This is a genomic window from Pseudoalteromonas sp. SR43-7, from assembly GCF_014163785.1.
Taxonomy (GTDB): Bacteria; Pseudomonadota; Gammaproteobacteria; order Enterobacterales; family Alteromonadaceae; genus Pseudoalteromonas; species Pseudoalteromonas distincta.
Genome location: NZ_JACJDY010000007.1, coordinates 42,895 through 65,628, shown reverse-complemented (window position 1 = coordinate 65,628; position 22,734 = coordinate 42,895). Strand labels below are relative to the sequence as shown.

Sequence of the window (22,734 nt, the reverse complement as noted above, 5' to 3'; positions counted from 1 at the left end):
TTCTTTAGCGCAGAAATTAATAGTTATCATAACAAGATGGCTAATAATCTGTATTAGCCATCTTACGTTTACTAAGTAATCAAACCGCTCGGTTTAATAACATAGATTTGATTTGCCCAATTGCTTTAGTCGGGTTAAGACCCTTAGGACAAACGCTAACACAGTTCATGATACTGTGGCAACGGAACACACTGAACGCATCGTCTAAATCCGCTAAACGTTCTTCAGTTGCTGTATCTCGGCTATCAGCTAAGAAACGGTAAGCGTGAAGAAGGCCTGCTGGACCAATGAACTTGTCTGGGTTCCACCAGAACGAAGGACACGATGTCGAACAACATGCACACAAAATACACTCATATAGCCCATCTAATTTATCACGTTCTTCAATAGATTGAAGACGCTCGCCTGCTGCAGGCTGATCATTAATTAAATAAGGTTTAACTTTTTCGTACTGAGTGTAGAACTGACTCATGTCAATAACAAGGTCACGAACCACAGGTAAGCCTGGTAACGGACGTACTACAATTTTACCTTTGCCATTTTTTTGTAGCGTAGATAAAGGAGTAATACATGCTAAACCATTTTTACCATTCATGTTAACACCATCAGATCCACACACACCTTCACGGCATGAACGACGAAAAGATAGTGTAGGATCTTGTTCTTTTAAAAGAATAAGTGCATCTAACACCATCATGTCGTGACCTTCCTCTGTTTGCAAGGTGTATTCTTGCATACGAGGAGCGTTGTCAACATCTGGATTATAACGATAAACTGAAAATTGTACTTGTGCCATCGTCTATCTCCTAGTAAACACGTGCTTTAGGTGGGAAAGCTTCACGCGTTTTAGGCGCATAGTTTACATCACGCTTACTCATTTCATCCGTTACAGGATTGAATACTGAGTGACATAACCAGTTTTCGTCATCACGATCTGGGTAGTCAAAGCGAGAATGTGCACCACGGCTTTCTGTACGGAAGTTTGCAGCTACTGCAGTTGAGTAAGCTGTTTCCATTAAGTTATCTAGTTCAAGACATTCGATACGCTGCGTATTGAAGTCTGATGATTTATCATCAAGACGAGCATGTTGCAGACGTTCACGAATTTCTTTAAGTTCTTGAAGACCTGAAGCCATTGAATCGCCTTCACGGAATACCGAGAAGTTAAGCTGCATACATTGCTGTAGGTCTTTTTTGATTTGAACTGGATCTTCACCTTGGCCAGCCGTTGAATTTTCCCAACGGTTGTAACGTGCAAGAGACGCTTCTAAATCTGACTCTGAAGCCGCTTTTGATACTTCAACATCTTTAAGGTATTTACCTAAGAAGTTACCAGCAGCACGGCCAAATACAACTAAATCTAGTAATGAGTTACCACCTAGGCGGTTTGCACCGTGTACAGATACACATGCAATCTCACCAACAGCAAATAAACCTTCAACTACTTTTTCGTTGCCTTGAGCATCGATTTGTAGTGCTTGTCCATTTACGTTAGTAGGAACACCACCCATCATATAATGACAAGTAGGAATTACTGGAATTGGCTCTTTAGCTGGATCAACGTGAGCGAATGTTTTAGCTAGGTCACATACGCCAGGAAGACGTAGGTTAAGCGTTTCTTCACCTAAATGGTCAAGTTTCAGCTTGATATGAGGACCCCAAGGACCATCACAACCACGACCTTCACGGATTTCAGTCATCATTGAACGCGCAACAACATCGCGAGACGCTAAGTCTTTTGCATTTGGTGCGTAACGTTCCATGAAGCGCTCGCCATCTTTATTTAAAAGATAACCGCCTTCACCACGACAACCTTCAGTTACTAGCGTACCAGCACCTGCAATACCCGTTGGGTGGAACTGCCACATTTCCATGTCTTGCATAGAAATACCAGCGCGTGTTGCCATACCAACACCGTCACCGGTGTTAATGTGAGCATTTGTTGTTGATGCGAATATACGACCTGCACCACCAGTGGCTAATACAACTGCTTTAGATTTGAAGAAAGTGATTTCACCTGTTTCAATCTCAATTGCTGTACACCCTACTACATCGCCATTGTCGTTTTTAACTAAGTCAAGTGCATACCACTCAGAGAATACATTTGTTTTGTTTTTAACGTTTTGTTGATATAGAAGATGAAGTAAAGCATGACCAGTACGGTCAGCTGCAGCAGCAGTACGTGCGGCTTGTTCACCACCAAAGTTTTTCGATTGACCACCGAAAGGACGTTGGTAAACACGGCCATTTTCAAAACGAGAAAATGGTAGTCCCATGTTTTCTAATTCAGTAATAGCTTCTGGGCCAGTTTGACACATGTATTCAATAGCGTCTTGGTCACCGATAAAATCGGAACCCTTAACGGTATCGTACATATGCCATTCCCAGTTGTCTTCGTGTGAATTACCAAGCGCTACTGTAATACCACCTTGAGCAGATACAGTGTGTGAGCGCGTTGGAAATACTTTAGATATTAATGCACACGTTTTGCCAGATTCTGTAATTGCTAAAGCAGCGCGCATACCAGCACCACCTGCACCAATTACTACGGCGTCAAATTCACGAACAGAATATTTCACTTAAACACCCCATAATACGATTAGACCAATAGCTACGTAAGCAACGGCCATTAGGTTTAAAACAAAACCTAAAACAGCACGCAACTTCGAACACTTAACATAGTCTGTAAGAACTTGCCAAAGGCCAATGCGGGTATGAACCATAATGCAAATAAGGGTAATTAAAGTAAACCCTTTCATTGCTAGGTTAGAGAAGAGGCCTGTCCAGGCTTCGAAAGTGACTTCTGGCGTCGCTAAAAAATAGCCGATAATAAAAATCGCGTACGCGCTGATTATTAATGCCGTGGTACGTAAAGATACGAAATCTTGTACACCATCACGTTTAAGAGTTGCTTGATTTAAAACCATATCCACACCCCTGCCAATAAGGCAAACACAACACCAAGAGCCATTGATACTTTAGCGCTGAGGTTACCTGATTCAAGTTCTTCCCAATGTCCCATATCCATAATCATATGACGGATGCCACCAATAAGGTGATAACCTAATACAGAAACAGTGCCCCAAGCTATAAATTTGGCAATGAATCCGTTAAACAGACCCTTGACGAATTCAAAACCTTCAGCTGAAGAGAGAGACTCAGACCAAGCCCAAATGACAAACGTTAAAGCAAAAAACAATGCAACACCGGTGACGCGGTGAAAAATTGAAGCTTTAGCCGTTGCCGGCATAGATATAGTTGTTAGATCTAGATTTACAGGTCTTTGCTTTTTCACAGTTACTTGCCCATCTTTGCTCACAGTGGAGCTCATCTACTTGTTTTTCTAAAAACCCACCAAATATTACTGATGGAACTATCAGAATAAACGTATCAAAATAGTTAAAGTTCACAAAACAGTAAATTTTAAGCTGTTAAGAATATGTTTACCCAAATACAATACGGTTTAAAACCACCGTTAGTATATATACCCACAGGACTTTTTACAATTCTTGTTTATTTAGAGATGTTTGCGAATTAGCCAATAGTATTATATTTAATTAATACCGAATATTTATTATACATATATGCATAATGTTTATAAAAATTGACTTTAACCCCCTCTTTCACGTTAAAATGCGAAGATGTGCTTAAAACAGATTTCAGAACTTTAAAATCTAAAAATCAGAATAGATATCTTAATAGGAGATACATAGCGATGGCAGATAAAAAAGCCACAGTCCATATTGATGGACTAGATCCAATCGAACTTCCAATTTATCAAGGCACTGCTGGCCAAGATGTAATCGACGTACGTACGTTAGGTTCACATGGTCACTTTACTTATGACCCAGGTTTCATGTCGACTGGTTCTTGTGAATCTGCAATCACCTATATTGATGGTGGTAAAGGTGTACTACTTCACCGTGGTTACCCAATTGAGCAATTAGCTGAAGATTCTAACTATATTGAGCTTTGCTACTTACTTTTAAATGGTGAGTTACCTTCTAAAGAACAATATGAAGTTTTTAAGAATGAAATCACTACAAGCACTATGCTTGACGAGAAGATTGCTAACTTTTTCCAAGGTTTCCGCTTTGACGCTCACCCAATGGCAATGCTTTGTGGCGTAGTGGGTGCGTTATCATCTTTTTATCATGAAGACCTTGATATTACTGATGCAGAACAACGTAAAACAAGCGCAGTTAAGCTAGTTGCTAAGTTACCAACTATTGCTGCAATGGCTTATAAAACAAACATCGGCCAACCGTTTGTATACCCACGTAACGATTTAAGCTACGCAGAAAACTTCTTACACATGATGTTCTCTGTACCTGCTGAAGAATATAAAGTTAACCCTGTAACTGCTAAAGCTATGGATAAAATCTTTATGCTTCATGCAGATCATGAGCAAAATGCATCGACTTCAACAGTTCGTCTTGCTGGTTCATCAGGTGCTAACCCGTATGCATGTATTGCAGCTGGTATTGCTTCTTTATGGGGACCTGCTCACGGCGGCGCTAACGAAGCATGTTTAAACATGTTAGAAGAGATTGGCTCTGTGGACCGTATTGATGAATACGTTGCTAAAGCTAAAGACAAAGCTGACCCATTCCGCCTTATGGGCTTTGGTCACCGCGTTTACAAAAACTTCGACCCACGTGCTACAGTAATGCGTCAAACGTGTCATGAAGTTTTAGCTGAGCTAAATATCCAAGATCCACTTCTTGATATTGCTATGAAGCTTGAGCAAATTGCCCTTGAAGACCCGTACTTTGTAGAGAAGAAACTATACCCTAACGTAGATTTCTACTCTGGTATTATCTTAAAAGCGATTGGTATTCCAACAAGCATGTTCACTGTAATTTTTGCAATGGCACGTACTGTTGGTTGGATCACTCACTGGGATGAGATGCTATCTCAACCTGGTCATAAGATCAGCCGTCCTCGCCAAATGTATACTGGTTACACTCAACGTGACTACGTATCAACTGACAAGCGTTAATTAGCGCTTGTTAGTTTAAAAGGCCGCATTTTGCGGCCTTTTTTATTAACAGCACTTGAGAATTATCATAAACCGATTACAATCCCTGCCTTAAAAACACTATGTAGATGAGCTATGCCTACTTTAAAGTTTGATATAAATAAAATTAGAAAAGACTTCCCGACATTAAATCAAACAATAAACGGCTGCCCGCTTGTTTATTTAGACTCAGCAGCAACCTCACAAAAGCCTCAATCAGTTATAGATACAATTACTGAGTTTTATACGTCTCAAAATGCAAATGTACACCGTGGACGCCATACACTTAGCGAGCAAGCCACTTATTCTTATGAACAAGTCCGGGATAAAACTGCAAGGTTTTTTAATGTCTTAAGTAAAGAGATTGTATGGACTAAAGGTGCTACAGAAGCCATAAATTTGGTCGCTAACGGCTTAAAAAAGCGTTTAGATGAAAGTCATACCATAATAATATCTCCGCTTGAGCATCACGCAAACATAGTGCCTTGGCAACTAGTGAGCCAACAGACGAGAGCTAAATTAGTCTCTCTGCCGCTAAATAATAACGGCACGCTAAACATACAAAAATGCTGTGAATTTATAAAAGAAACAAAACCTGCGTTATTAGCTATTACACAAGCATCGAACACGCTGGGTAATATCACTGATTTAAAGCCACTAATTGTAGCTGCAAAAGAGGTGAATTCACTTGTTTTAGTGGACGGAGCCCAAGGTGCACTACATTTAAAACCCGATTTACGTGAATTAAACTGTGACTTTTATGTATGCTCAGGCCATAAAATGCTCGGTCCAACAGGCTTAGGTGTACTTTATGGCCAATATGAAGAGTTAAATACGCTAGATATTTACCAATCCGGCGGTGAAATGATCGATAAAGTTTACTTAACTCATAGCACTTATCGCCCTGCGCCTGCAAAATTTGAAACTGGCACACCAAATATTTCTGGAGTTTTAGGCTTTGGTGCCGCTTTAGACTATTTAAATGAATTAGATCACGTGCAAATACAGCAATATGAACAAGAATTGTTTAGTTACGCGGCACAAAAATTGGTAAAGGTGGATGGCATTACCATATTCAGCAACCTATCTGACAATATTGGTACACTCTGTTTTAATTTTAAAGATGAACATCCTTACGATTTGGCAACTTTACTTGACGGATATGGTGTTGCTGTCAGAAGCGGACACCATTGTACGCAACCATTAATGACACATTTAGGGCTTAATGGAACGTTAAGAGCGAGTTTTTCTTTTTATAATACCTACAAAGATGTAGATATATTCATTGATTCACTTAAAAAATGTATCGCTTTATTAGATTGAACACCAGTTTAATAGAATTAATTAGGATAACTCATGACAAATACGTTTAAAAAAGTCACAGAATCTATAAAAAATGCGACCGCTTGGCAGCAAAAATATCGTGAGATAATGCTTTTAGGAAAAACGTTACCGGCTTTAGCTGATGTTTTGAAAACTGATGATGCACTTGTACCAGGCTGTGAAAGCAAAGTATGGATGTTCGTTGAATTTGACTTAACCGAAAATACACTTGTTGTAATAGGTGACTCTGATACTCGTATAGTAAAAGGATTATTAGCCATTATTTTAGCGCTTTACAACGGGCTTACACCAGAACAGGTAGTGAATAAAAATGCGTATGAAGAATTTGAAAAGCTCGGCCTTATAAGCCACTTAAGCGCATCACGTGGTAATGGTATTAAAGCCATGGTTGAAAAAATTCAAACCATGGCACAACACAAGCTTAGTTAACGAAAACTAAGCTTGTGAGCGTTGTTTTTTATCTAGATATTTACGCACCGCTTTTGCAGCAACAAAAAAACCAAAGCTTCCTGTGATCATAGTCACAGAGCCAAAACCATTATTACAGTCCATATTCATTGTGCCATCAGCACTTTGCTTAGCATGACATACGCTGCCATCGCTTCCTGGGTAAACCAATTGCTCTGTTGAGTAAACACAATCAATATTAAACTTACGTTTAGGATTATTACTAAAATTATATTGCTTGCGCAAAATATAGCGCACCTTTGCAAGTAATGGGTCTTGCGTAGTTTTAGCTACATCACCAAACGTTATTTGGCTAGGATCTGTTTGCCCGCCAGCACCACCAGTTGTAATTATAGGTAGTTTATTACGTTTACAGTGAGCAATTAATGCTGCTTTTTCTTTAACTGCATCAATACAATCAATTACATAATCAAAACCTTGAATATGCTCTTGAATATTATCAAGCGTAATAAAGTCATCTATTACACTAATTTGGCATTCTGGGTTAATAAGCTCGCAGCGCGCTTTCATTGCATCGACTTTAGCTTGACCAATAGTGCCCGTTAACGCATGAATTTGCCTATTTACGTTAGTGGCGCAAATATCATCCAAATCTATAAGTGTTATTTTACCAACACCAGTACGCGCAAGTGCTTCTGCTGTCCAGCTTCCTACACCACCAATACCTACTACACAAAAATGTGCTTCTTGAAGCCAATCAAACTGTTGATGACCATATAAACGTTTAATACCACCAAAACGTATATCTGTAACTTTTTCGCTCATTTACCAATCCAGTTGCCATGGCGATTGCCATGCTTGAAAATCTTGATGTTTAATTAACGCCAAATACTCATCACCATTATCGGGTAATAAAGTTAGCTGTATTTGTTCACTTTGCCAAAAAAAGCTCAATGCATATGCATGTAAATAGGTACGATTTGATAGCGAGCCTGAATACATTGCATCGCCTAAAATAGCTGCGCCCACACTTTTTAGTGCCACTCTTAATTGATGCGTCTTTCCTGAATAAGGTTTTAAAATATACCCTCTAAATCCTGGCTTATAACTCAGAGAATAGAATCGGGTGATTGCAGGGTTGAGTGTACTCGTTAGTAACTTAAATGAGCCACGGCGAGACTTAGCCATATCGCCTTTTATCCACCCTTGCTTCTTTTTAGGTTTAGCATCACTAATCGCTAAATAAAATTTATTAATCGCATGCTCAGTAAACATAACAGTAAAGGCGGCTGCAGAGGCTTTGTTTCGCGCTAAAATAATCAGCCCTGATGTCACTTTATCTAAACGATGAACGGCATAAAGCTTTTGCAATAATTGTTGTTCGGCTAAAACAACAAAGCCGGGTCCCTCTTCTGAATGAAAATTAAGACCCGCTGGCTTTTCTAAAATATAAAAGTCGTTATGTGTATGAACAACTTTTAATATCTTACTTGCTTGCTCACTCACACGTTTTTACTTTTAATATGCGCTATCACTTTAGCTAAGTCATCAGGCGTATCTACACCTGCATGAGGGGCTATTTGAGCTTGTTCTATTTTAATTTTATAACCGTGATACAAAACACGTAACTGCTCAAGTGATTCAAGTAATTCTAATGGTGATACACTCAGCTCTATGTATTGTTTAATAAAACCCGCTCTGTACGCATAAATACCTACATGGCGTTGAAATGGTGCTAAATTAAGGGCAGTGCTATCATCCATCATCGTATTTCTATCAAACGGTATACTTGCACGAGAGAAATACAGGGCATTTTTATTTATATCGCTAACCACTTTAACGGCATTAGGATTAAATACTTCATCACGTTCTTCAATAGCAACACTTAACGTTGCCATTGGTGCTGTTGAATCACTTAATAGTGCAGCAACTTGAGATACGTTTTCTGGTGCAAGTAATGGCTCATCGCCTTGTACATTAACCACAATTGTATTGCTATCAAGTTTAAGAAAATCAACCACTTCAGCTAATCGTTCAGTACCCGACTGGTGATCTTCACGCGTCATTACTACATCATTAGTAAACATACTTACTGCATCAAATACTTTTTGATGATCGGTTGCTATAACTACTTTACTAGCACCTGATAAACATGCTTTTTCGTAAACGTGTTGAACCATTGGCTTGCCACAAATATCAGCAAGCGGTTTACCTGGTAGTCGGGTCGATGCAAAACGAGCAGGAATTACAACTACGAATTCCACTTTTCAACCTCTTCTAGAGATAGTTCTCGAGCTTCATTTTCAAGTAATACTGGAATATCATCTTGAACAGGATAAGCAAGCTTAGCTGCTGTGCTAATTAGTTCGTTGTTTTCTCTGTCAAAGCGTAATTTTCCCTTACAAACAGGGCACGCAATTATCTCGAGTAATTTTGTATCAAAGGCCATTGAGTATTCCTTTTTCTTTTAATATTGAATTTAATTTGTTTATTACGCTATCGGTAGGTTGTGCATCTACTGGTAAATAATACCAATTAGGCTTTGCAAAGGACTTACATTTAACGGCATCTTTTTCGGTCATTATAATGCAATCATCACCAAATTGTGCAAAATCATCTACTGTATAAGCATAATGATCTCTAAAATGATGAGTCGATAATAACGTAATATCTTGTGCTTCTAATGAGTTTTCAAACCGTTTAGGGTTCCCAATTGCACTTATTGCATGTGCTTCACTTACGTTACTTTTTGCATAATCGCTTGAATTAACCAAGCGAAGATTACTTACTTGTAATGTGTAGCTATTATTAGCCTCACCACCATTTTCAATTACTATATCGACACTTTGCAAACGTTTAGTTGTTTCACGAAGTGGCCCTGCTGGCATAACAAAGCCATTACCAAAACGACGCTCACTATCAACAATACAACACTCAATGCTACGAGGCATTTTATAATGCTGCATTCCATCATCAGAAATAATAACATCGAGTGTAAAATTATTTTCTAATAAATCGATATTGTGTTGTCTATTAGGCCCAACCGCTATTGGGCACTTTAAACGATGGTATAAAAGTACGGGCTCATCTCCAGCCTGCTGAGCATCTACAAGCTCAGTAACTAACAGCGGGTAATTTTTTGATTGCCCACCATATCCTCTACTAATAATTCCCACTGATAAACCTTGCTGTGTTAAATGACCATACAGCCACAAAACAAAAGGCGTTTTACCATTACCGCCAACACTTATATTGCCAACTACAATTACAGGCGTTTTGCACTCAAAAGGTTTAAGTATTTTAGCGCTGTATAAGTATTTTCGAAATGACGATACAACCCAAAACAAAGCACTTAATGGTAATAACAGTAAAGTAATTAGACCAAATGGTTTATACCAGCTTTGTTCTATTTTACTCACGCCTGATCACCAAACTGCATTTTGCAAAGGGCTGAATAAGTACCGTCATTTGCTAATAAACTATTGTGATCGCCACTTTCTATTACACGACCATTATCAATAACATAGATTCGATCACTGTTTTCGATAGTAGATAAGCGATGCGCAATAACAATTGAGGTTTTATCTTTCATTAGCGTTTCTAATGCTTGCTGAATAAGCTTTTCAGATTCGGTATCAAGTGCTGATGTAGCCTCGTCTAAAATCAAAATAGGTGCGTCTTTTAATATTGCCCGTGCTATCGCTATACGCTGGCGTTGACCGCCGGAGAGCATTACGCCATTTTCACCTACCATGGTGTTTAATTGCTCTGGCAGGTCTTTAATAAACTCCCAAACATGCGCTTGTTTAGCAACTTGCTCTAATTCTTCCTCAGACACATCATGCTTTATGCCATAACAAATATTGTTAGCAATCGTATCGTTAAATAACACGACTTGTTGAGACACTAAAGCAAATTGGCGACGCAAATCTGTTAATTTATAATCCTGCAGGGCTATACCATCAAGTAATATTTCACTCGGTAACTCTAAGTCATAGTAGCGTGGTAATAAATTAGAAATTGTTGATTTACCAGAGCCTGAGCGCCCTACTAAGGCAATACTTTCACCCGCTTTAATCGTTAGCGACAAATCATTTAATACGGCTTCATCTTTTGTTGGATACTTAAAGGTTACATTTTTAACTTCAATTAACCCTTTAACTTTATCGACTGAAACGGTGCCAGTGTCTTTTTCCATTTCTTCATCTAACACTAAAAAAATACTTTGTGCAGCAGAGATACCACGCTGCATATCACTATTAACATTGGCGAGTTGTTTTAGTGGGCGCAATAGCATCATCATGGAGGCAATTAATGCCATGAAGTCACCTGAGGTAATCGTATCAATCATTGATGGAAGAGATACAGCCCATAAAATAACAGCCATGGCACTGGCAGCTAATATTTGAATAATTGATACACTTAAAGCTTTTGTCGCATCCATTTTAATGCGCTGCTGGCGGTTATGATTATTAATCTTTGAGAAATGGTTTATTTCTTGGTCTTGTCCGCCAAATCCATGAATAACTTTATGTCCGCTAAGCATTTGCTCAGAGCTACGTGTAACCTGCCCCATAGCTGATTGGATACTTTTAGAAATATGGCGAAAACGTTTCGATACAACCGCTACAATAATTGCAACGAGAGGGATGATGACTAAAAATATAAGTGAGAGCTTCCAACTGGTATAAAACATTACACCAAGTAAAAAGACAACAAAGGCTCCTTCACGTACAACAATAAGTAACGCTTTAGTAATTGCTTGTTGAACTTGCTCTGTGTCAAAAGTGATTTTTGAAATTAAATCGCCTGTTGAGTTTTTGTCATGAAAAGAAACGGGTAAATGCAATATGTGCTCAAATAACTCTTGGCGTAAAGAGCGTACAACTTGAGAGCCCACATAACTTAAACAGTACGAAGACATAAAGTTAAAAACACCACGCCCTAGTACTAACGCGATAACTACAAAAGGAGCGTACTTTAAAACTTCTGTATTTCGTTGGTTTAAACCTTGATCAATAAACGGCTTCATTAATTGAATGAATAAAGCATCCATTGCTGAATAGCCTATCATCCCAACAATTGCGATAAAAGCGACGCTTTTGTATGCGCCAACATACGAGACAAGACGTTTATAAATTTGTGCAGTACTTTGATCCATAACACTCTCTAAATACAGTAACTCCCTGTATTGTATCCTTCGATGAGATAAAACTAAACGTCAATCTTTGATAAACCAATAACTTTCCTGCCCTCTTGCTGTTTCTATGACCAAATTGTTTGAGTAGAATTTAATACTAATTTGTCCATCAACGCCTGTTGTAAATTGCTCGGCGCTTATTGCTTTGTAACGCTCGACAACAACTGGCTTGGGAAATTCCCACTGTCCTTTATAAGCACTTGAATGAATCACAACTTTAGGAGCTACATCACTAATAAAATTAACACTTGAGGATGTATCACTGCCATGATGCGGGCTTAACATGACTGTACTTTTCAACGATGTATTATTAGCTAATAAAGAGGCTTCACGGGATTTTGATATATCACCTGTAAATAACACACTATAAGTATTACTTGATACTCTAACAACGCATGAATCGTCGTTTTCATTTCCATACCCTCTAGTGCTAAAGCTTTCCACTCTTAAACCGACAAAATCAACACTTTGGACTTCACACACATTAAGTGTATTTTCAGGATGAAATTGCTTTAATGTTTCCCCAAATCCAGCTTCAATAAAATGCTGTATTCCTCCAGCATGATCGCTGTCTTCATGACTTAGAATCGCTGTTTTTACTGTGAAATTATTTGCTTTTATATAAGGCAATAAGATACTTCGCGTACGACTAAAACGATTAAAATAACTTGGACCAAAATCATAGATAAGCACTTGGTTATCTTTTTCAATTAATGCCATGAGACCATGCCCAACATCAAACACATGAAGCTGCCAGTTGGGCTTTTCTTTTAGAAGGTTATTCAATAAAAGTACTGTTAAAGGAATGAAAGAAAGCAACTTATAGGGGAGGAAGTAAATCATCAACATAGTAATATAGGTAAAAATGACGAATATTAACTCGATTCGTCCTGTTGTCAGCCATCTTAACGGCTCGGGTATTTCATAAAGTAATTTAAATAACGCATATAACCCTGTATCAAACAAATGTATTAAATTACCTATATCTATAAAAGTACTCAGTAATGTAAAAACAATCAAAAATGGCAAAATAATGATGGAAAGAAACGGTATCGCAATTAAGTTAATCACTAGTCCCGCAATACTTACGCCATTAAAAAAATAAAGTGAAAGTGGTAATAAACCGATAAACAATGCTACTTGAATAACAAATAACGCAATAATTTTGTTTTTTATTCGTGTATTTAATATTGGTAATTTATTAATAACAGTAAAAATTATAGCGACCGCTAAAAATGAAAAATACAGACCTGGATTAAGTAAATTAAATGGGTTAACAGCAAGCACTATAACCAAGGCAAATAAAATACTACGCCAACGCAGCGGCTGTTTAGCAAGAAAATAAAGTAACAAATAACAACCCAGCATAATTAGCGCTCGCGTTGCTGATACTAAAAAGTCACTTAAATATACGTAAACTAATGCAGCTATAAAACCGAACGAAATGTAGTAAAGTGTAAGGTTAAATGATTGACCAATTGAAAAGTTTATTTTCGTACAGATAAATCGAATGAATAAGTAACCAAAGCTAAAAATCAAACCAATATGTAAGCCTGATATAGCCAGTAAGTGACTTAACCCAAGTGATTGCATTAATTGTTTATCTGTATAGCTCATCAACGATTTATCACCACTGAGTAATGCATAATAGAGCCACTGCAATCTTGTATTTGTATAGGTATTTTTAATGAAGTTTTGATAATCTAGCACGATGCTTTGTTTATCGCTGTGTATTATATTAAGCTCTTTATTGAGCACTTTGCCTTTAAATAATATTCTATTTATAAATGCATAACGTTCATTATCAAACACATTAAAATTTTTATTACTGCGAAAATATTTTAAATGGATTAATGCAGAGAATTCATCGCCGACTGTAAAAGGCTGTGCAGAATTAACACTGAGCATTGCTTTGGGTGCTCTAAAATTCGAAAAACTACTCCCGTCTAATGCCACTATTTTGGCTTTGATATACTGAGGTTTTCTATCAGAAATAATCTCTTCAACAACTAATGTAGAATCAAGTGCATACTTTTCGTTCGGTTTTGGTATTTCAAAACTATAAAAAAGGTAAAAATGCATACCAACAAAGCAAATTGCACAAATAAAGCCTAACAATACGTTTAAAAACGGCTTAAAATAAGCGCTCACTATTACAATGAAAATTGTGAAGACTGTAAATTCGAGAGTTTGATAATAAAACACGGTTGCTACACAGCCAATTACAAACCCAAGACTTATCCACACTGATGTAAATGGTTGCTTTAAATGGCTAAAAAAACGATCCAAAGATTTTTACCTGATCCAAATAAAATTAGACATCATAAATCACTAAAAATATTTGGACGACTTTTGCAAGACGCAAATCTTTGGCATTTAAATAGACGTTCAGCTCGAGGGGCCTTCGCGGTCGGGTTATTTTTTGCTTTCATCCCTGTTCCTTTTCAAATGGTTTTAGCCGCAGCAGGTGCTATATTATTTAGGGTTAATTTACCCATATCAGTTGCTTTAGTATGGCTTACGAATCCATTAACCATGCCACCTATCTTTTATGGCTCATACTTAGTGGGTACGTTAATACTTAATCAGCCAGAACAACACTTTGTATTTGAAGCAAGCTGGTCTTGGTTTTTAGAAAGTATAGAAACAATTGGTCCTGCATTTTTATTAGGTTCATTAGTATGTGCTTCTATTGCATCAATTATAGGATATTTTGGTATCGATATTATTTGGCGCCGCTCTGTGAAAAAAGCATGGTTATCACGAAATAATTAGTGGCGTTAAAGCTAAATAATCGCTGCAATCCTAATCTAATAAAATATTATAGACGAAAAAAAACCAACTTTATCAAGTTGGTTTTTTTATAATCAATAAACTTTAAAAGCGAAATACACGCCTTAAGCCAACCAGTGGTAATAACAATAATGTATACCAAGGGAAGCTAGCAGAGTTACGCTCATAAACTTCAGCTTCTACTGGAGCACAGCTTTCTACTTCACCATTTGCAATTGGCGTTAGTTTAACTGCTATTGCAATACTCTCATATTCAATTTCACCATTAATATCAGTTACTACACCGCCTAATGAATCTAGCTTTTCAACTGTTTTAGTCGCAGTACCAAATATTTCATTATTTTCGTTGATAGCAGTCGCTTCAACCATAGTATAAGCGTAATCAGTTTCACCGTCGGTGTCATAACAAGGCAGTAAATCGTTTAGATTAGTGATTTTGTCTTCACCAATTTTGTAAATAAAGGCCTCTTTGAGTCGCGAGCTATCAGAAACACCCACTTCCCCTTCACCTACAATATAACCTTGGTTGTTTATATCGTTACCGTAAGAACTTGAGCTTGAAAAGTAATCATTAGGGAAAACCGTACTACCCGTTGCTATATCATGGTAAAAGAATTTATTACGAAGAGTACCTTCAATACGTTTAGTTGCATAACCTGTAATTACATCGTTATCATTAATAGCAATTGATTTACCAGACTGCCAGTCATCTTCTTGATTAATAAAATCAACAACCGCACCGTCTTTAAAATAAACTGGCATTGTAAGAATTGTATCGTCATTTTTGTAATAACGTGTATTCGATGAACCTACAATTGTCCCGTTGCTGTTCACTGCTAAAGCAGTACTTGTAAATGCGTCATCTTCCGCTTCACCTTCGTCAGGTGTCAGTGCCATACCAAGCTCTTCAACAGACGTGATATTAAGTGATTCATCAAGTTCCCATTTAACAGCGCGCTTATTAAATAAGCCTCGTGTAATATTTGAATTTAACAAGTTGATACATACTGACGTAGGTTCGTCTTCATTATCACAGTTATCGTCAATATTATCTTGTCTGTCATCTGGAATGCTTGTAGACATATTACCTACAACGGTATAACCACTGTTAGTTTTAACAATATCGTTAGCGCGGCTTGTGCCACCGTATTCATTAAACTCAGGCTCTAACTCTACACTTACACTGCCATCAGCGCTTATTACAATTCCACGTTCTATAAATTCATGAGTAAACCACGTTTCTGCATCATCTTCACCATCAGGTGTAAAAGATACTTTATCGTATGGAGCGCTTCCCCAACCGACTGTAACGCCATCTTCACTTACTGCATTTAAAAGATTGACAGTAGAACGAGTTAATCCATCATAATCAACAGAAGCTATATCAAAAATCGGTTGTTCAGTAATCTCTGATTCGTTAAATTTAATCCCAACTAAAGAACTCATTTTTTGATATTCAAAGTTAGACGGAATTCCTAAATTCGAATTTGCCAAAAAACTAACCATAAAAGCATGAGCATCAGGATTAGTGCTTACGGCATCATTATTTTCAATGTCATCAAGTGTGAAAGTAATTTCTTTATCACTTAATTCATATGCTGCTTCTGTGCTGTCGTAAGCACTTTCAATAACATTTTCAGTAAAATCTATATAGCTGGTATCAATAGGTAAATTGTATAAACCATTTGCGAAACCAATAATATGCCCGCTTTCGCTTACATCTGTTACATAAGAATATTTAGCGTCTTCAAGAGTCCCTAATTCACTTAACTGGTACGTCGCACTTGTTGCTGAAGTGCTTAATGTCGCTAAAATACTGGCAGCGAGTAATTTATATTTCATTTTAGTCCTTACTACTGATTCTGTAATTCTTCAAGTTCTTCCCAGCGCTCAAGGGCAGCTTCAAGGTCAGACTCAAGTTGTGCTAAATGGTTCAATGCTTTAGTTGTTACATCACTCTCTTGTTTAAAAAAGTTTGCGTCACTTACTACAGCTTGTTGAGCTTCAATTTCAGCTTCTAGTTTTTCCATTTTATTCGGTAGTTGCTCTAATTCAAGTTTTAATTTGTAAGAGAGTTTATTTGTCTTAGCTGCTGGTTTTGCGGCTGGAGCGGCTACTTTTTCAACTTTTTTTACTGGTTGTTGCTGAATTTTTTTTTCTTGTTCAGCTAAGTAACCTACATAAGCTTCATAGTCGCTATAACCACCGACGATATCTGTTACTTTACCATTGCCTTCAAATGCCCATACACTAGAACATGTATTATCAATAAATTCTCGGTCATGGCTTACAATCAGCACTGTACCTTGATATTGATTAATAATGTCCTCTAATAACTCTAACGTTTCAATGTCCAAGTCATTCGTTGGCTCATCGAGAACAAGTATATTAGATGGTTTTAAAAACAGTTTAGCTAATAGCAGTCTATTTTTTTCACCACCAGAGAGTGCTTTAACCGGGGTTCGAGCGCGTGCTGGAGGGAATAAAAAGTCTTGCAGGTAACCTAAGACATGGCGTGAACGACCGCCCATCATCACTTCTTGTTTACCTTCGGCAACGTTATCTTGAACAGTTGCTTCTTCGTCAAGTTTTTCACGGTATTGGTCAAAGTAAGCAAACTCTAAATTAACACCTTGCTTAGTAATACCACTATCTGGTTCTAAATCACCAAACATTAGTTTTAATAGTGTTGTTTTACCAATACCATTTGGGCCTACTAAGCCAATTCTGTCGCCACGCATTACAAGTGTCGAAAAATCATCAGCAATAACTTTGTCTTTAAATGCATGGCAAAGGTTCTTAGCTTCAAATACCAACTTACCTGAGCGATCAGCTGTTTCAATATTAAAGTCAGTTTTTCCAACTTGATCAACACGTTGCTTGCGCTCATTACGTAGCTGTTTTAGCTCTCGAACACGCCCTTCGTTACGCGTTCTTCGCGCTTTAACACCTTGGCGAATCCACGTTTCTTCTTCAGCTAAACGCTTATCAAACAATGCATTTTGCGCTTCTTCTACTTTTAAATCATGCGCTTTTTGCTCTAGATAAGTCGCGTAATCACCTGGGTACGAAATAAGTTTACCGCGATCTAAATCTAAAATACGCGTAGCGACAGCGCGAATAAACGCACGGTCATGCGATATAAATACAATGCCGCCTTTAAATTCTTTTAAAAACTGTTCAAGCCACATTACACTTGCCATATCTAAATGGTTTGTTGGCTCATCTAGTAATAATAAGTCAGGCTCACTTACAAGTGCACGCGCAAGTGCTACTTTACGTAACCAGCCACCAGAAAGAGACTCAAGCTTAGCCTCTGGTGTTAATTCTAATTGTGTCAAAACTAATTGAATTCGGCTATCAAAACGCCAACCATCAGCGGCTTCAAGTTGGTTTGATAAACGTTCAAGTTTATTTAATAACTTATCAGTACATTGTGTTTGCAGTTCGTTGCTAACATGATGAAAATCAATGAGTAAGTTAGCAATTTCCGGCATACCCTGTGCAACGTAATCAAATACAGTTCCGCTTGCACCTTTTGGTGGATCTTGCTCTAAACGAGAAATTCGAATGCCACCAAGCTGATTTATTTCACCGTCATCTAAAACAACTTGTCCATCGAGTACTTTTAATAACGTTGACTTGCCCGCGCCATTTCGACCAACTACACACACTCTTTCGCCACTTTCTATAACGGCGTCTGCTTTGTTAAGCAAAGCATGTGTACCAAAAGCAAGTTGTGCTTTTAAAATTCTTATTAAATCCATAGTTCTTATTTGCTCTTATTCTGCTTGTGCTAAAAATTCGCGCACAGAGTGTAAAGTAAAAGGCCAATATAATTTCTCGCCTTTTTCACTTTTTAATACAGGAATAGTAATTTGATACTCAGCAATAAGCTGCTCATCAGTCATAATATCGATTAGTAATAACTCACTGTTGTCATTTAGTACATCAGTGATAAGTTGCTCAGCCTGTTCGCACAAGTGGCAACCATCAGTATGATATAAAATCCATTTAGCCATGCGTAATTAGCCAGCTATTATGGATTTTTTTATTACGTTTGAAGTCTGGTGATAGCGTTTTATCTGAGATATTAACGGCTTTTAAACCTAAACCAATCAGGCCAACTTCATCCATTACAAAACCACGTTTGTTATTAGAGAAAATCAAAGTACCTGATGGACTTAAGATCTTTTTTACCCACGTTAATAATTTAATGTGATCACTTTGCACATCAAACGCGTCTTTCATACGTTTTGAGTTTGAGAACGTTGGAGGGTCTAAAAATATCAAATCATATTGTGCTGTCGCATGCTCTAACCACTTTAAACAATCTGCTTGTTCAAAACGGTAACGTGTATTACTGATATTGTTTAAATCGAAGTTATCTTGGCCCCATTTTAAATAGGTTTTAGATAAATCAACTGTTGTAATTGCTTTAGCGCCACCAAGTGCAGCATGCACAGAGGCAGTACCTGTGTATGCAAACAAGTTTAAAAAGCGCTTATCTTTCGCATTTTCTTGAATATAACGACGCATTAAACGGTGATCTAAAAATAAACCTGTGTCTAAGTAGTCAAATAAATTAACTTTAAACTTAGCACCAAACTCTTCAACTACCATAGTTCGGTTTTGTTTAGACATGGCCGTATACTGGTCTTCACCCTTTTGCTTTTTACGCACTTTTACAGCAATATTTTCAGGCGAGATATCAAGTTGTTGCGAAGTCAATGTTATTACGTCTTGCAGGCGTTTTTCTGATGTTTTTTCATCAATTTCTTTAGGCGCTGCATATTCAAAAATAACCGCTGAATCACCGTAAATATCTACAGCAACATTGTACTCAGGGATATCCGCTTCATAAACACGATAAGCGTCTACTTTATTTTGTTTAAGCCAGTTTTTTAAGCCTTGCTTATTCTTTTTCAATCTATTTGCGAATGACGTAGAGCCTTCAAAATTAAGCGCTTTTTTATCATCGGTGGTCAAACTTACTTGCTTATCATCTAATTGATATAAGTTAAGTTCAACATCAAGTGGGCCATTTTTAAACTTATAACGCTTAAGGCGCACAAGTTTTAAAAGTTTAAATAAGCTCTCGTCCATACCTAGTAAGGCAAGTTTCCAATGATTAAAGTGCTTTTTAAAGCCAACACCTAAATTACGGTGTAAATCAACAAGCTCAGCCATAGAACCAATACGTTCACCATAAGGTAAGTTTGAAATTACAACACCCGGTAATTTTGCAACAGCAGTAAGTTTAGTGGCATCACTTTGCTTAAACTTAATAACATCGTCAAGCTCAGCACGTTTGGCATTATCAATCGCTTTATTTAAAACTTGTTCATCGTAATCGTGGCCAATTAACCACAATTTAGGATCGGTAATGTTAGCAAGTAACTCTTCTTTAAGTTCTTTAAACTTAGCGGCTCTAAAACTGGGTAAACGTTCAAAAGCAAAGCCTTCACGAAATAATCCCGGTGCTTCGTTTCGTGCCATGCCAGCCGCTTCGATTAAAATAGTACCTGCACCACAACATGGATCGAATAAAGGTTGTTTTACATTATCAAGCCAACCACTTCGTTTAATTAATGCAGCAGCTAAATGTTCTTTAATTGGTGCTTTACCTTGACCTTGACGGTAACCACGTTCAGACAAACGAGGGCCCGAATAATCAATATACATAGAAACGCCGTAACGATTTAATCGTGCAACAACACGCACATTTGCATCTTGCTTATCAACGTTAGGACGCTGCTCGTATAAATCATTAAAGTAGTCAACAATCGCATCTTTTATTACAAGACCAGAAAATTGTGTGTTTTTTAATGAGTCATTGGTACCGTTGAAGTCGACAGCGAATGTTTGAGTTGGTCCAAACCACTCTTGCCAAGGTTGCGAGCGCGCAAAATTGTACAGGCTATTTTTGTCATCTACGCCTTCTTTTTCTTCAATAAGCATAAGCACACGCGTTGCAAAGCGACTTGATAAACAAACCTTTTGCGCCAGTAATGAGTCAGCCTCAAAACGAACAGAACCAACAGTTTGCTTAGACACAGTTGCGCCAAGCTCTGTTAGTTCATCAACCAATAAATTTTCGATTCCGATAGAAGTAAGTGCGATAAATTGCAAAGTAATAACCCTTAATAGCTAATTGCGCAGGATTATAACATAGGTTGAGTGACAAACACGCCATAAAGACACGCTTAAGACTTAAATTTGGTTAGGCGGTTTGACTTTGATATTGCTGATTTAGGATGGGGTGTACTCGATTATTCAAAATACGGATTACTTCAAATTGCGCTAAAGATAAATTTTCGTCTAATTTAAAGGTTTCACTTAAATTCAAACAAATAGATGCATCAGGGCAATGCTCTACAATTAAAAAATCGCCAGTCTGCGCTTTAGATATTAATTTTACTATTGCCTCTACGCTTGGCTCTGTCCCTGTGTATTCTTCAAAAAACCAACTTTTTGCTAAAACGGGTTTTAAGTGATACTTAACAGCAGTCGCATTTAGCGATATTTGACAAATTTGAGCAGCAGACCACAATTCAAACCCATCTAAATAGTTATAAACTTGTTCATAAAATGCAGCATCTTCTAAACTAAAACGTGGATTTTTAAAAACAGAATCGGTGAGTTGTCTTAACTTATAGGGCGTACATAATTGCATGTCGTCATTTAAATCAAGTAACAAACGATTTTTATTAGGACAAGTAATCCACTGCCATTGCTTTGATGCTTGTAACATTTACTCCTCCTTGGGTATGTTGAATAATTATTGCTCACAGTATAACCGCTTTTGACCACTTTTAAAATGCTTGCTTAGAACATTTATCGAACGATCAAAAGCTTAGATAACTGATCCTTATAAGCCGTTAACGATCGACTTTACCAATTGTGGACCTTTGTAGATGAACCCAGTATAAACCTGGACTAAATTTGCGCCTGCATCGAACTTTTCTTTTGCAGATTGCGCATCATCTATTCCGCCTACTCCGATGATTGGTAATTTACCTTGTGTTAAGCGTTTCAATTCACTCACTACCTCTGTAGAACGCATTCTAACAGGGTGACCTGATAAACCGCCGGCTTCTTCTGCATATTGCTGGCCCATAACTGCAGCTCGCTCAAGCGTGGTATTGGTGGCAATTACACCATCGATTTTATTATTTAAAAGTGATTCACTTACTTGCTCTATTTGTATTTGATCTAGATCCGGTGCAATTTTTACAAGCATAGGCACTTGTTTATTGTGCTTTGCAACTAAATCTAACTGTTCGTTTTTAAGACTTTGCAGTAAATCATCAAGTGCAGCGCCATATTGCAAATCACGCAAGCCAGGTGTATTTGGTGATGAAATATTTACCGTAATATATGAGGCGTGTTCAAATACTTTACGCATACAATGAATATAGTCATCTTTACCTTGTTCATTTGGCGTATCTTTATTTTTACCAATATTAATACCGAGTATGCCACTGTATTTTGCTGCTTTTACATTTGCGACTAAGTTATCAACGCCTTTATTATTAAAACCCATGCGGTTAATAATAGCGTTTGATTCTGGCAACCTAAAAATACGAGGTTTATCATTACCCGCTTGAGCACGCGGCGTAATAGTGCCAACTTCAATAAAACCGAAGCCCATTTGGCTAAATGCATCAATACATTCCGCATTTTTATCAAGGCCAGCTGCTAGCCCTACAGGGTTTTTAAATTTCAGACCCAAAAAATCGACTGGCTTATCAGAAATATTTTGTGACCAAGCTAAATTTAAAGGTGTATTGGTAAAACGACGAAGATTATTAAGTGCAAACTCATGCGCCCACTCCGCATCACGGGTAAACATAAAACGGCGAGCTAAATCATAAAACATCAATATAATCCTCTTTTTTAATTTTAGACAAAAAAATACCTCAGACAAGGCTGAGGTATTGTATAACAATTTTAACAATCAGTTATT

At 37.5% G+C, this 22,734-nt stretch carries 21 protein-coding genes; 4 read left to right on the top strand and 17 right to left on the bottom strand.

Annotation, left to right across the window (positions count from 1 at the left end):
• Positions 1-79 precede the first annotated feature (79 nt).
• From H5087_RS07320 to sdhC, 4 genes are read right to left on the bottom strand one after another with little or no spacing between them, the layout of a single operon-like run.
• A complete protein-coding gene (locus tag H5087_RS07320) occupies positions 80-796 on the bottom strand; it encodes a succinate dehydrogenase iron-sulfur subunit (protein ID WP_002961804.1) in 717 nt (238 codons plus the stop codon).
• Between the two features lie 10 nt (positions 797-806).
• Entirely contained in the window at positions 807-2,579 is a 1,773-nt protein-coding gene (gene sdhA, locus H5087_RS07315; RefSeq protein WP_002961801.1) for a succinate dehydrogenase flavoprotein subunit, read from the bottom strand.
• Complete coding sequence (gene sdhD / locus H5087_RS07310; protein ID WP_002961798.1) at positions 2,580-2,927, bottom strand: succinate dehydrogenase, hydrophobic membrane anchor protein; 348 nt, start codon at positions 2,925-2,927, stop codon at positions 2,580-2,582. It lies immediately after the preceding gene.
• Positions 2,918-3,295, bottom strand: coding sequence for a succinate dehydrogenase, cytochrome b556 subunit (gene sdhC / locus H5087_RS07305; protein WP_182671595.1), 378 nt, complete (start codon positions 3,293-3,295; stop codon positions 2,918-2,920). Before sdhC ends, sdhD begins: the two co-directional genes overlap by 10 nt.
• Before the next feature lie 420 nt (positions 3,296-3,715).
• Here sdhC and H5087_RS07300 point away from each other — a divergent pair, with 420 nt between their 5' ends.
• The 3 genes from H5087_RS07300 to H5087_RS07290 all read left to right on the top strand — a co-directional run bounded on the left by H5087_RS07300 (position 3,716) and on the right by H5087_RS07290 (position 6,793).
• The gene (locus H5087_RS07300; RefSeq protein WP_002961796.1) at positions 3,716-5,002 is read left to right on the top strand and encodes a citrate synthase; all 1,287 of its coding nucleotides are present in this window, start codon (positions 3,716-3,718) and stop codon (positions 5,000-5,002) included.
• A gap of 114 nt (positions 5,003-5,116) precedes the next feature.
• Positions 5,117-6,343: a SufS family cysteine desulfurase gene (locus H5087_RS07295; protein ID WP_182671594.1), complete on the top strand. Its 1,227-nt coding sequence runs from the start codon at positions 5,117-5,119 to the stop codon at positions 6,341-6,343.
• A gap of 33 nt (positions 6,344-6,376) precedes the next feature.
• Positions 6,377-6,793, top strand: a complete 417-nt coding sequence (locus H5087_RS07290) for a SufE family protein (RefSeq protein ID WP_182671593.1) — start codon at positions 6,377-6,379, stop codon at positions 6,791-6,793.
• A 6-nt stretch (positions 6,794-6,799) separates the two neighbouring features.
• Here the strand turns inward: H5087_RS07290 and tcdA are convergent, their stop codons facing one another.
• Genes tcdA through H5087_RS07255 form a run of 7 tightly spaced genes read right to left on the bottom strand, consistent with a single transcriptional unit; the run spans position 6,800 to position 14,261 of the window.
• Positions 6,800-7,597, bottom strand: a complete 798-nt coding sequence (gene tcdA, locus H5087_RS07285; protein WP_002961793.1) for a tRNA cyclic N6-threonylcarbamoyladenosine(37) synthase TcdA — start codon at positions 7,595-7,597, stop codon at positions 6,800-6,802.
• On the bottom strand, positions 7,598-8,278 hold the full coding sequence (locus H5087_RS07280; RefSeq protein ID WP_182671592.1) for a TIGR01621 family pseudouridine synthase: 681 nt from the start codon (positions 8,276-8,278) through the stop codon (positions 7,598-7,600).
• Positions 8,275-9,036, bottom strand: a complete 762-nt coding sequence (gene kdsB, locus H5087_RS07275) for a 3-deoxy-manno-octulosonate cytidylyltransferase (RefSeq protein ID WP_165743201.1) — start codon at positions 9,034-9,036, stop codon at positions 8,275-8,277. Before kdsB ends, H5087_RS07280 begins: the two co-directional genes overlap by 4 nt.
• Complete coding sequence (locus H5087_RS07270) at positions 9,024-9,221, bottom strand: Trm112 family protein (RefSeq protein WP_002961789.1); 198 nt, start codon at positions 9,219-9,221, stop codon at positions 9,024-9,026. The genes kdsB and H5087_RS07270 overlap by 13 nt, the downstream gene beginning before the upstream one ends.
• Positions 9,211-10,191 carry a tetraacyldisaccharide 4'-kinase gene (gene lpxK, locus H5087_RS07265; RefSeq protein WP_182671591.1) on the bottom strand — a complete coding sequence of 327 codons (981 nt, stop codon included), beginning with the start codon at positions 10,189-10,191 and terminating at the stop codon, positions 9,211-9,213. Before lpxK ends, H5087_RS07270 begins: the two co-directional genes overlap by 11 nt.
• On the bottom strand, positions 10,188-11,933 hold the full coding sequence (msbA, locus tag H5087_RS07260) for a lipid A export permease/ATP-binding protein MsbA (RefSeq protein ID WP_182671590.1): 1,746 nt from the start codon (positions 11,931-11,933) through the stop codon (positions 10,188-10,190). Before msbA ends, lpxK begins: the two co-directional genes overlap by 4 nt.
• A gap of 60 nt (positions 11,934-11,993) precedes the next feature.
• Positions 11,994-14,261, bottom strand: coding sequence for a DNA internalization-related competence protein ComEC/Rec2 (locus H5087_RS07255; RefSeq protein WP_182671589.1), 2,268 nt, complete (start codon positions 14,259-14,261; stop codon positions 11,994-11,996).
• Here H5087_RS07255 and H5087_RS07250 point away from each other — a divergent pair.
• Entirely contained in the window at positions 14,241-14,747 is a 507-nt protein-coding gene (locus tag H5087_RS07250) for a DUF2062 domain-containing protein (RefSeq protein WP_024595571.1), read from the top strand. The two genes, H5087_RS07255 and H5087_RS07250, sit on opposite strands and share 21 nt — an antisense overlap.
• Positions 14,748-14,849: 102 nt before the next feature.
• Here H5087_RS07250 and H5087_RS07245 read toward each other — a convergent pair whose 3' ends face one another.
• The 6 genes from H5087_RS07245 to pyrD form a co-directional block, all read right to left on the bottom strand.
• Positions 14,850-16,607, bottom strand: coding sequence for a DUF3466 family protein (locus H5087_RS07245; protein WP_182671588.1), 1,758 nt, complete (start codon positions 16,605-16,607; stop codon positions 14,850-14,852).
• Between the two features lie 11 nt (positions 16,608-16,618).
• Positions 16,619-18,532 (bottom strand): ABC transporter ATP-binding protein, encoded by a 1,914-nt coding sequence (locus tag H5087_RS07240; protein WP_002961781.1) that lies wholly within the window; start codon positions 18,530-18,532, stop codon positions 16,619-16,621.
• Positions 18,533-18,547: 15 nt separating this feature from the next.
• A complete protein-coding gene (locus tag H5087_RS07235; RefSeq protein WP_002961779.1) occupies positions 18,548-18,787 on the bottom strand; it encodes a glutaredoxin family protein in 240 nt (79 codons plus the stop codon).
• Positions 18,780-20,897 (bottom strand): bifunctional 23S rRNA (guanine(2069)-N(7))-methyltransferase RlmK/23S rRNA (guanine(2445)-N(2))-methyltransferase RlmL, encoded by a 2,118-nt coding sequence (rlmKL, locus tag H5087_RS07230; protein WP_008133692.1) that lies wholly within the window; start codon positions 20,895-20,897, stop codon positions 18,780-18,782. The genes H5087_RS07235 and rlmKL overlap by 8 nt, the downstream gene beginning before the upstream one ends.
• A gap of 91 nt (positions 20,898-20,988) precedes the next feature.
• Positions 20,989-21,519: a cell division protein ZapC domain-containing protein gene (locus H5087_RS07225; RefSeq protein WP_008172639.1), complete on the bottom strand. Its 531-nt coding sequence runs from the start codon at positions 21,517-21,519 to the stop codon at positions 20,989-20,991.
• A gap of 117 nt (positions 21,520-21,636) precedes the next feature.
• On the bottom strand, positions 21,637-22,647 hold the full coding sequence (pyrD, locus tag H5087_RS07220; RefSeq protein WP_002961897.1) for a quinone-dependent dihydroorotate dehydrogenase: 1,011 nt from the start codon (positions 22,645-22,647) through the stop codon (positions 21,637-21,639).
• Between the last annotated feature and the right edge of the window lie 87 nt (positions 22,648-22,734).

Coding starts and splice junctions, on each gene's coding strand:
- H5087_RS07320 (WP_002961804.1), bottom strand. CDS start 796: ATGGCACAAGTACAATTTTCAGTTTATCGTTATAATCCAGATGTTGAC.
- H5087_RS07240 (WP_002961781.1), bottom strand. CDS start 18,532: ATGGATTTAATAAGAATTTTAAAAGCACAACTTGCTTTTGGTACACAT.
- H5087_RS07270 (WP_002961789.1), bottom strand. CDS start 9,221: ATGGCCTTTGATACAAAATTACTCGAGATAATTGCGTGCCCTGTTTGT.
- H5087_RS07225 (WP_008172639.1), bottom strand. CDS start 21,519: ATGTTACAAGCATCAAAGCAATGGCAGTGGATTACTTGTCCTAATAAA.
- pyrD (WP_002961897.1), bottom strand. CDS start 22,647: ATGTTTTATGATTTAGCTCGCCGTTTTATGTTTACCCGTGATGCGGAG.
- H5087_RS07295 (WP_182671594.1), top strand. CDS start 5,117: ATGCCTACTTTAAAGTTTGATATAAATAAAATTAGAAAAGACTTCCCG.
- H5087_RS07235 (WP_002961779.1), bottom strand. CDS start 18,787: ATGGCTAAATGGATTTTATATCATACTGATGGTTGCCACTTGTGCGAA.
- sdhD (WP_002961798.1), bottom strand. CDS start 2,927: ATGGTTTTAAATCAAGCAACTCTTAAACGTGATGGTGTACAAGATTTC.
- H5087_RS07300 (WP_002961796.1), top strand. CDS start 3,716: ATGGCAGATAAAAAAGCCACAGTCCATATTGATGGACTAGATCCAATC.
- H5087_RS07290 (WP_182671593.1), top strand. CDS start 6,377: ATGACAAATACGTTTAAAAAAGTCACAGAATCTATAAAAAATGCGACC.
- H5087_RS07250 (WP_024595571.1), top strand. CDS start 14,241: ATGGCTAAAAAAACGATCCAAAGATTTTTACCTGATCCAAATAAAATT.
- H5087_RS07245 (WP_182671588.1), bottom strand. CDS start 16,607: ATGAAATATAAATTACTCGCTGCCAGTATTTTAGCGACATTAAGCACT.
- tcdA (WP_002961793.1), bottom strand. CDS start 7,597: ATGAGCGAAAAAGTTACAGATATACGTTTTGGTGGTATTAAACGTTTA.
- msbA (WP_182671590.1), bottom strand. CDS start 11,933: ATGGATCAAAGTACTGCACAAATTTATAAACGTCTTGTCTCGTATGTT.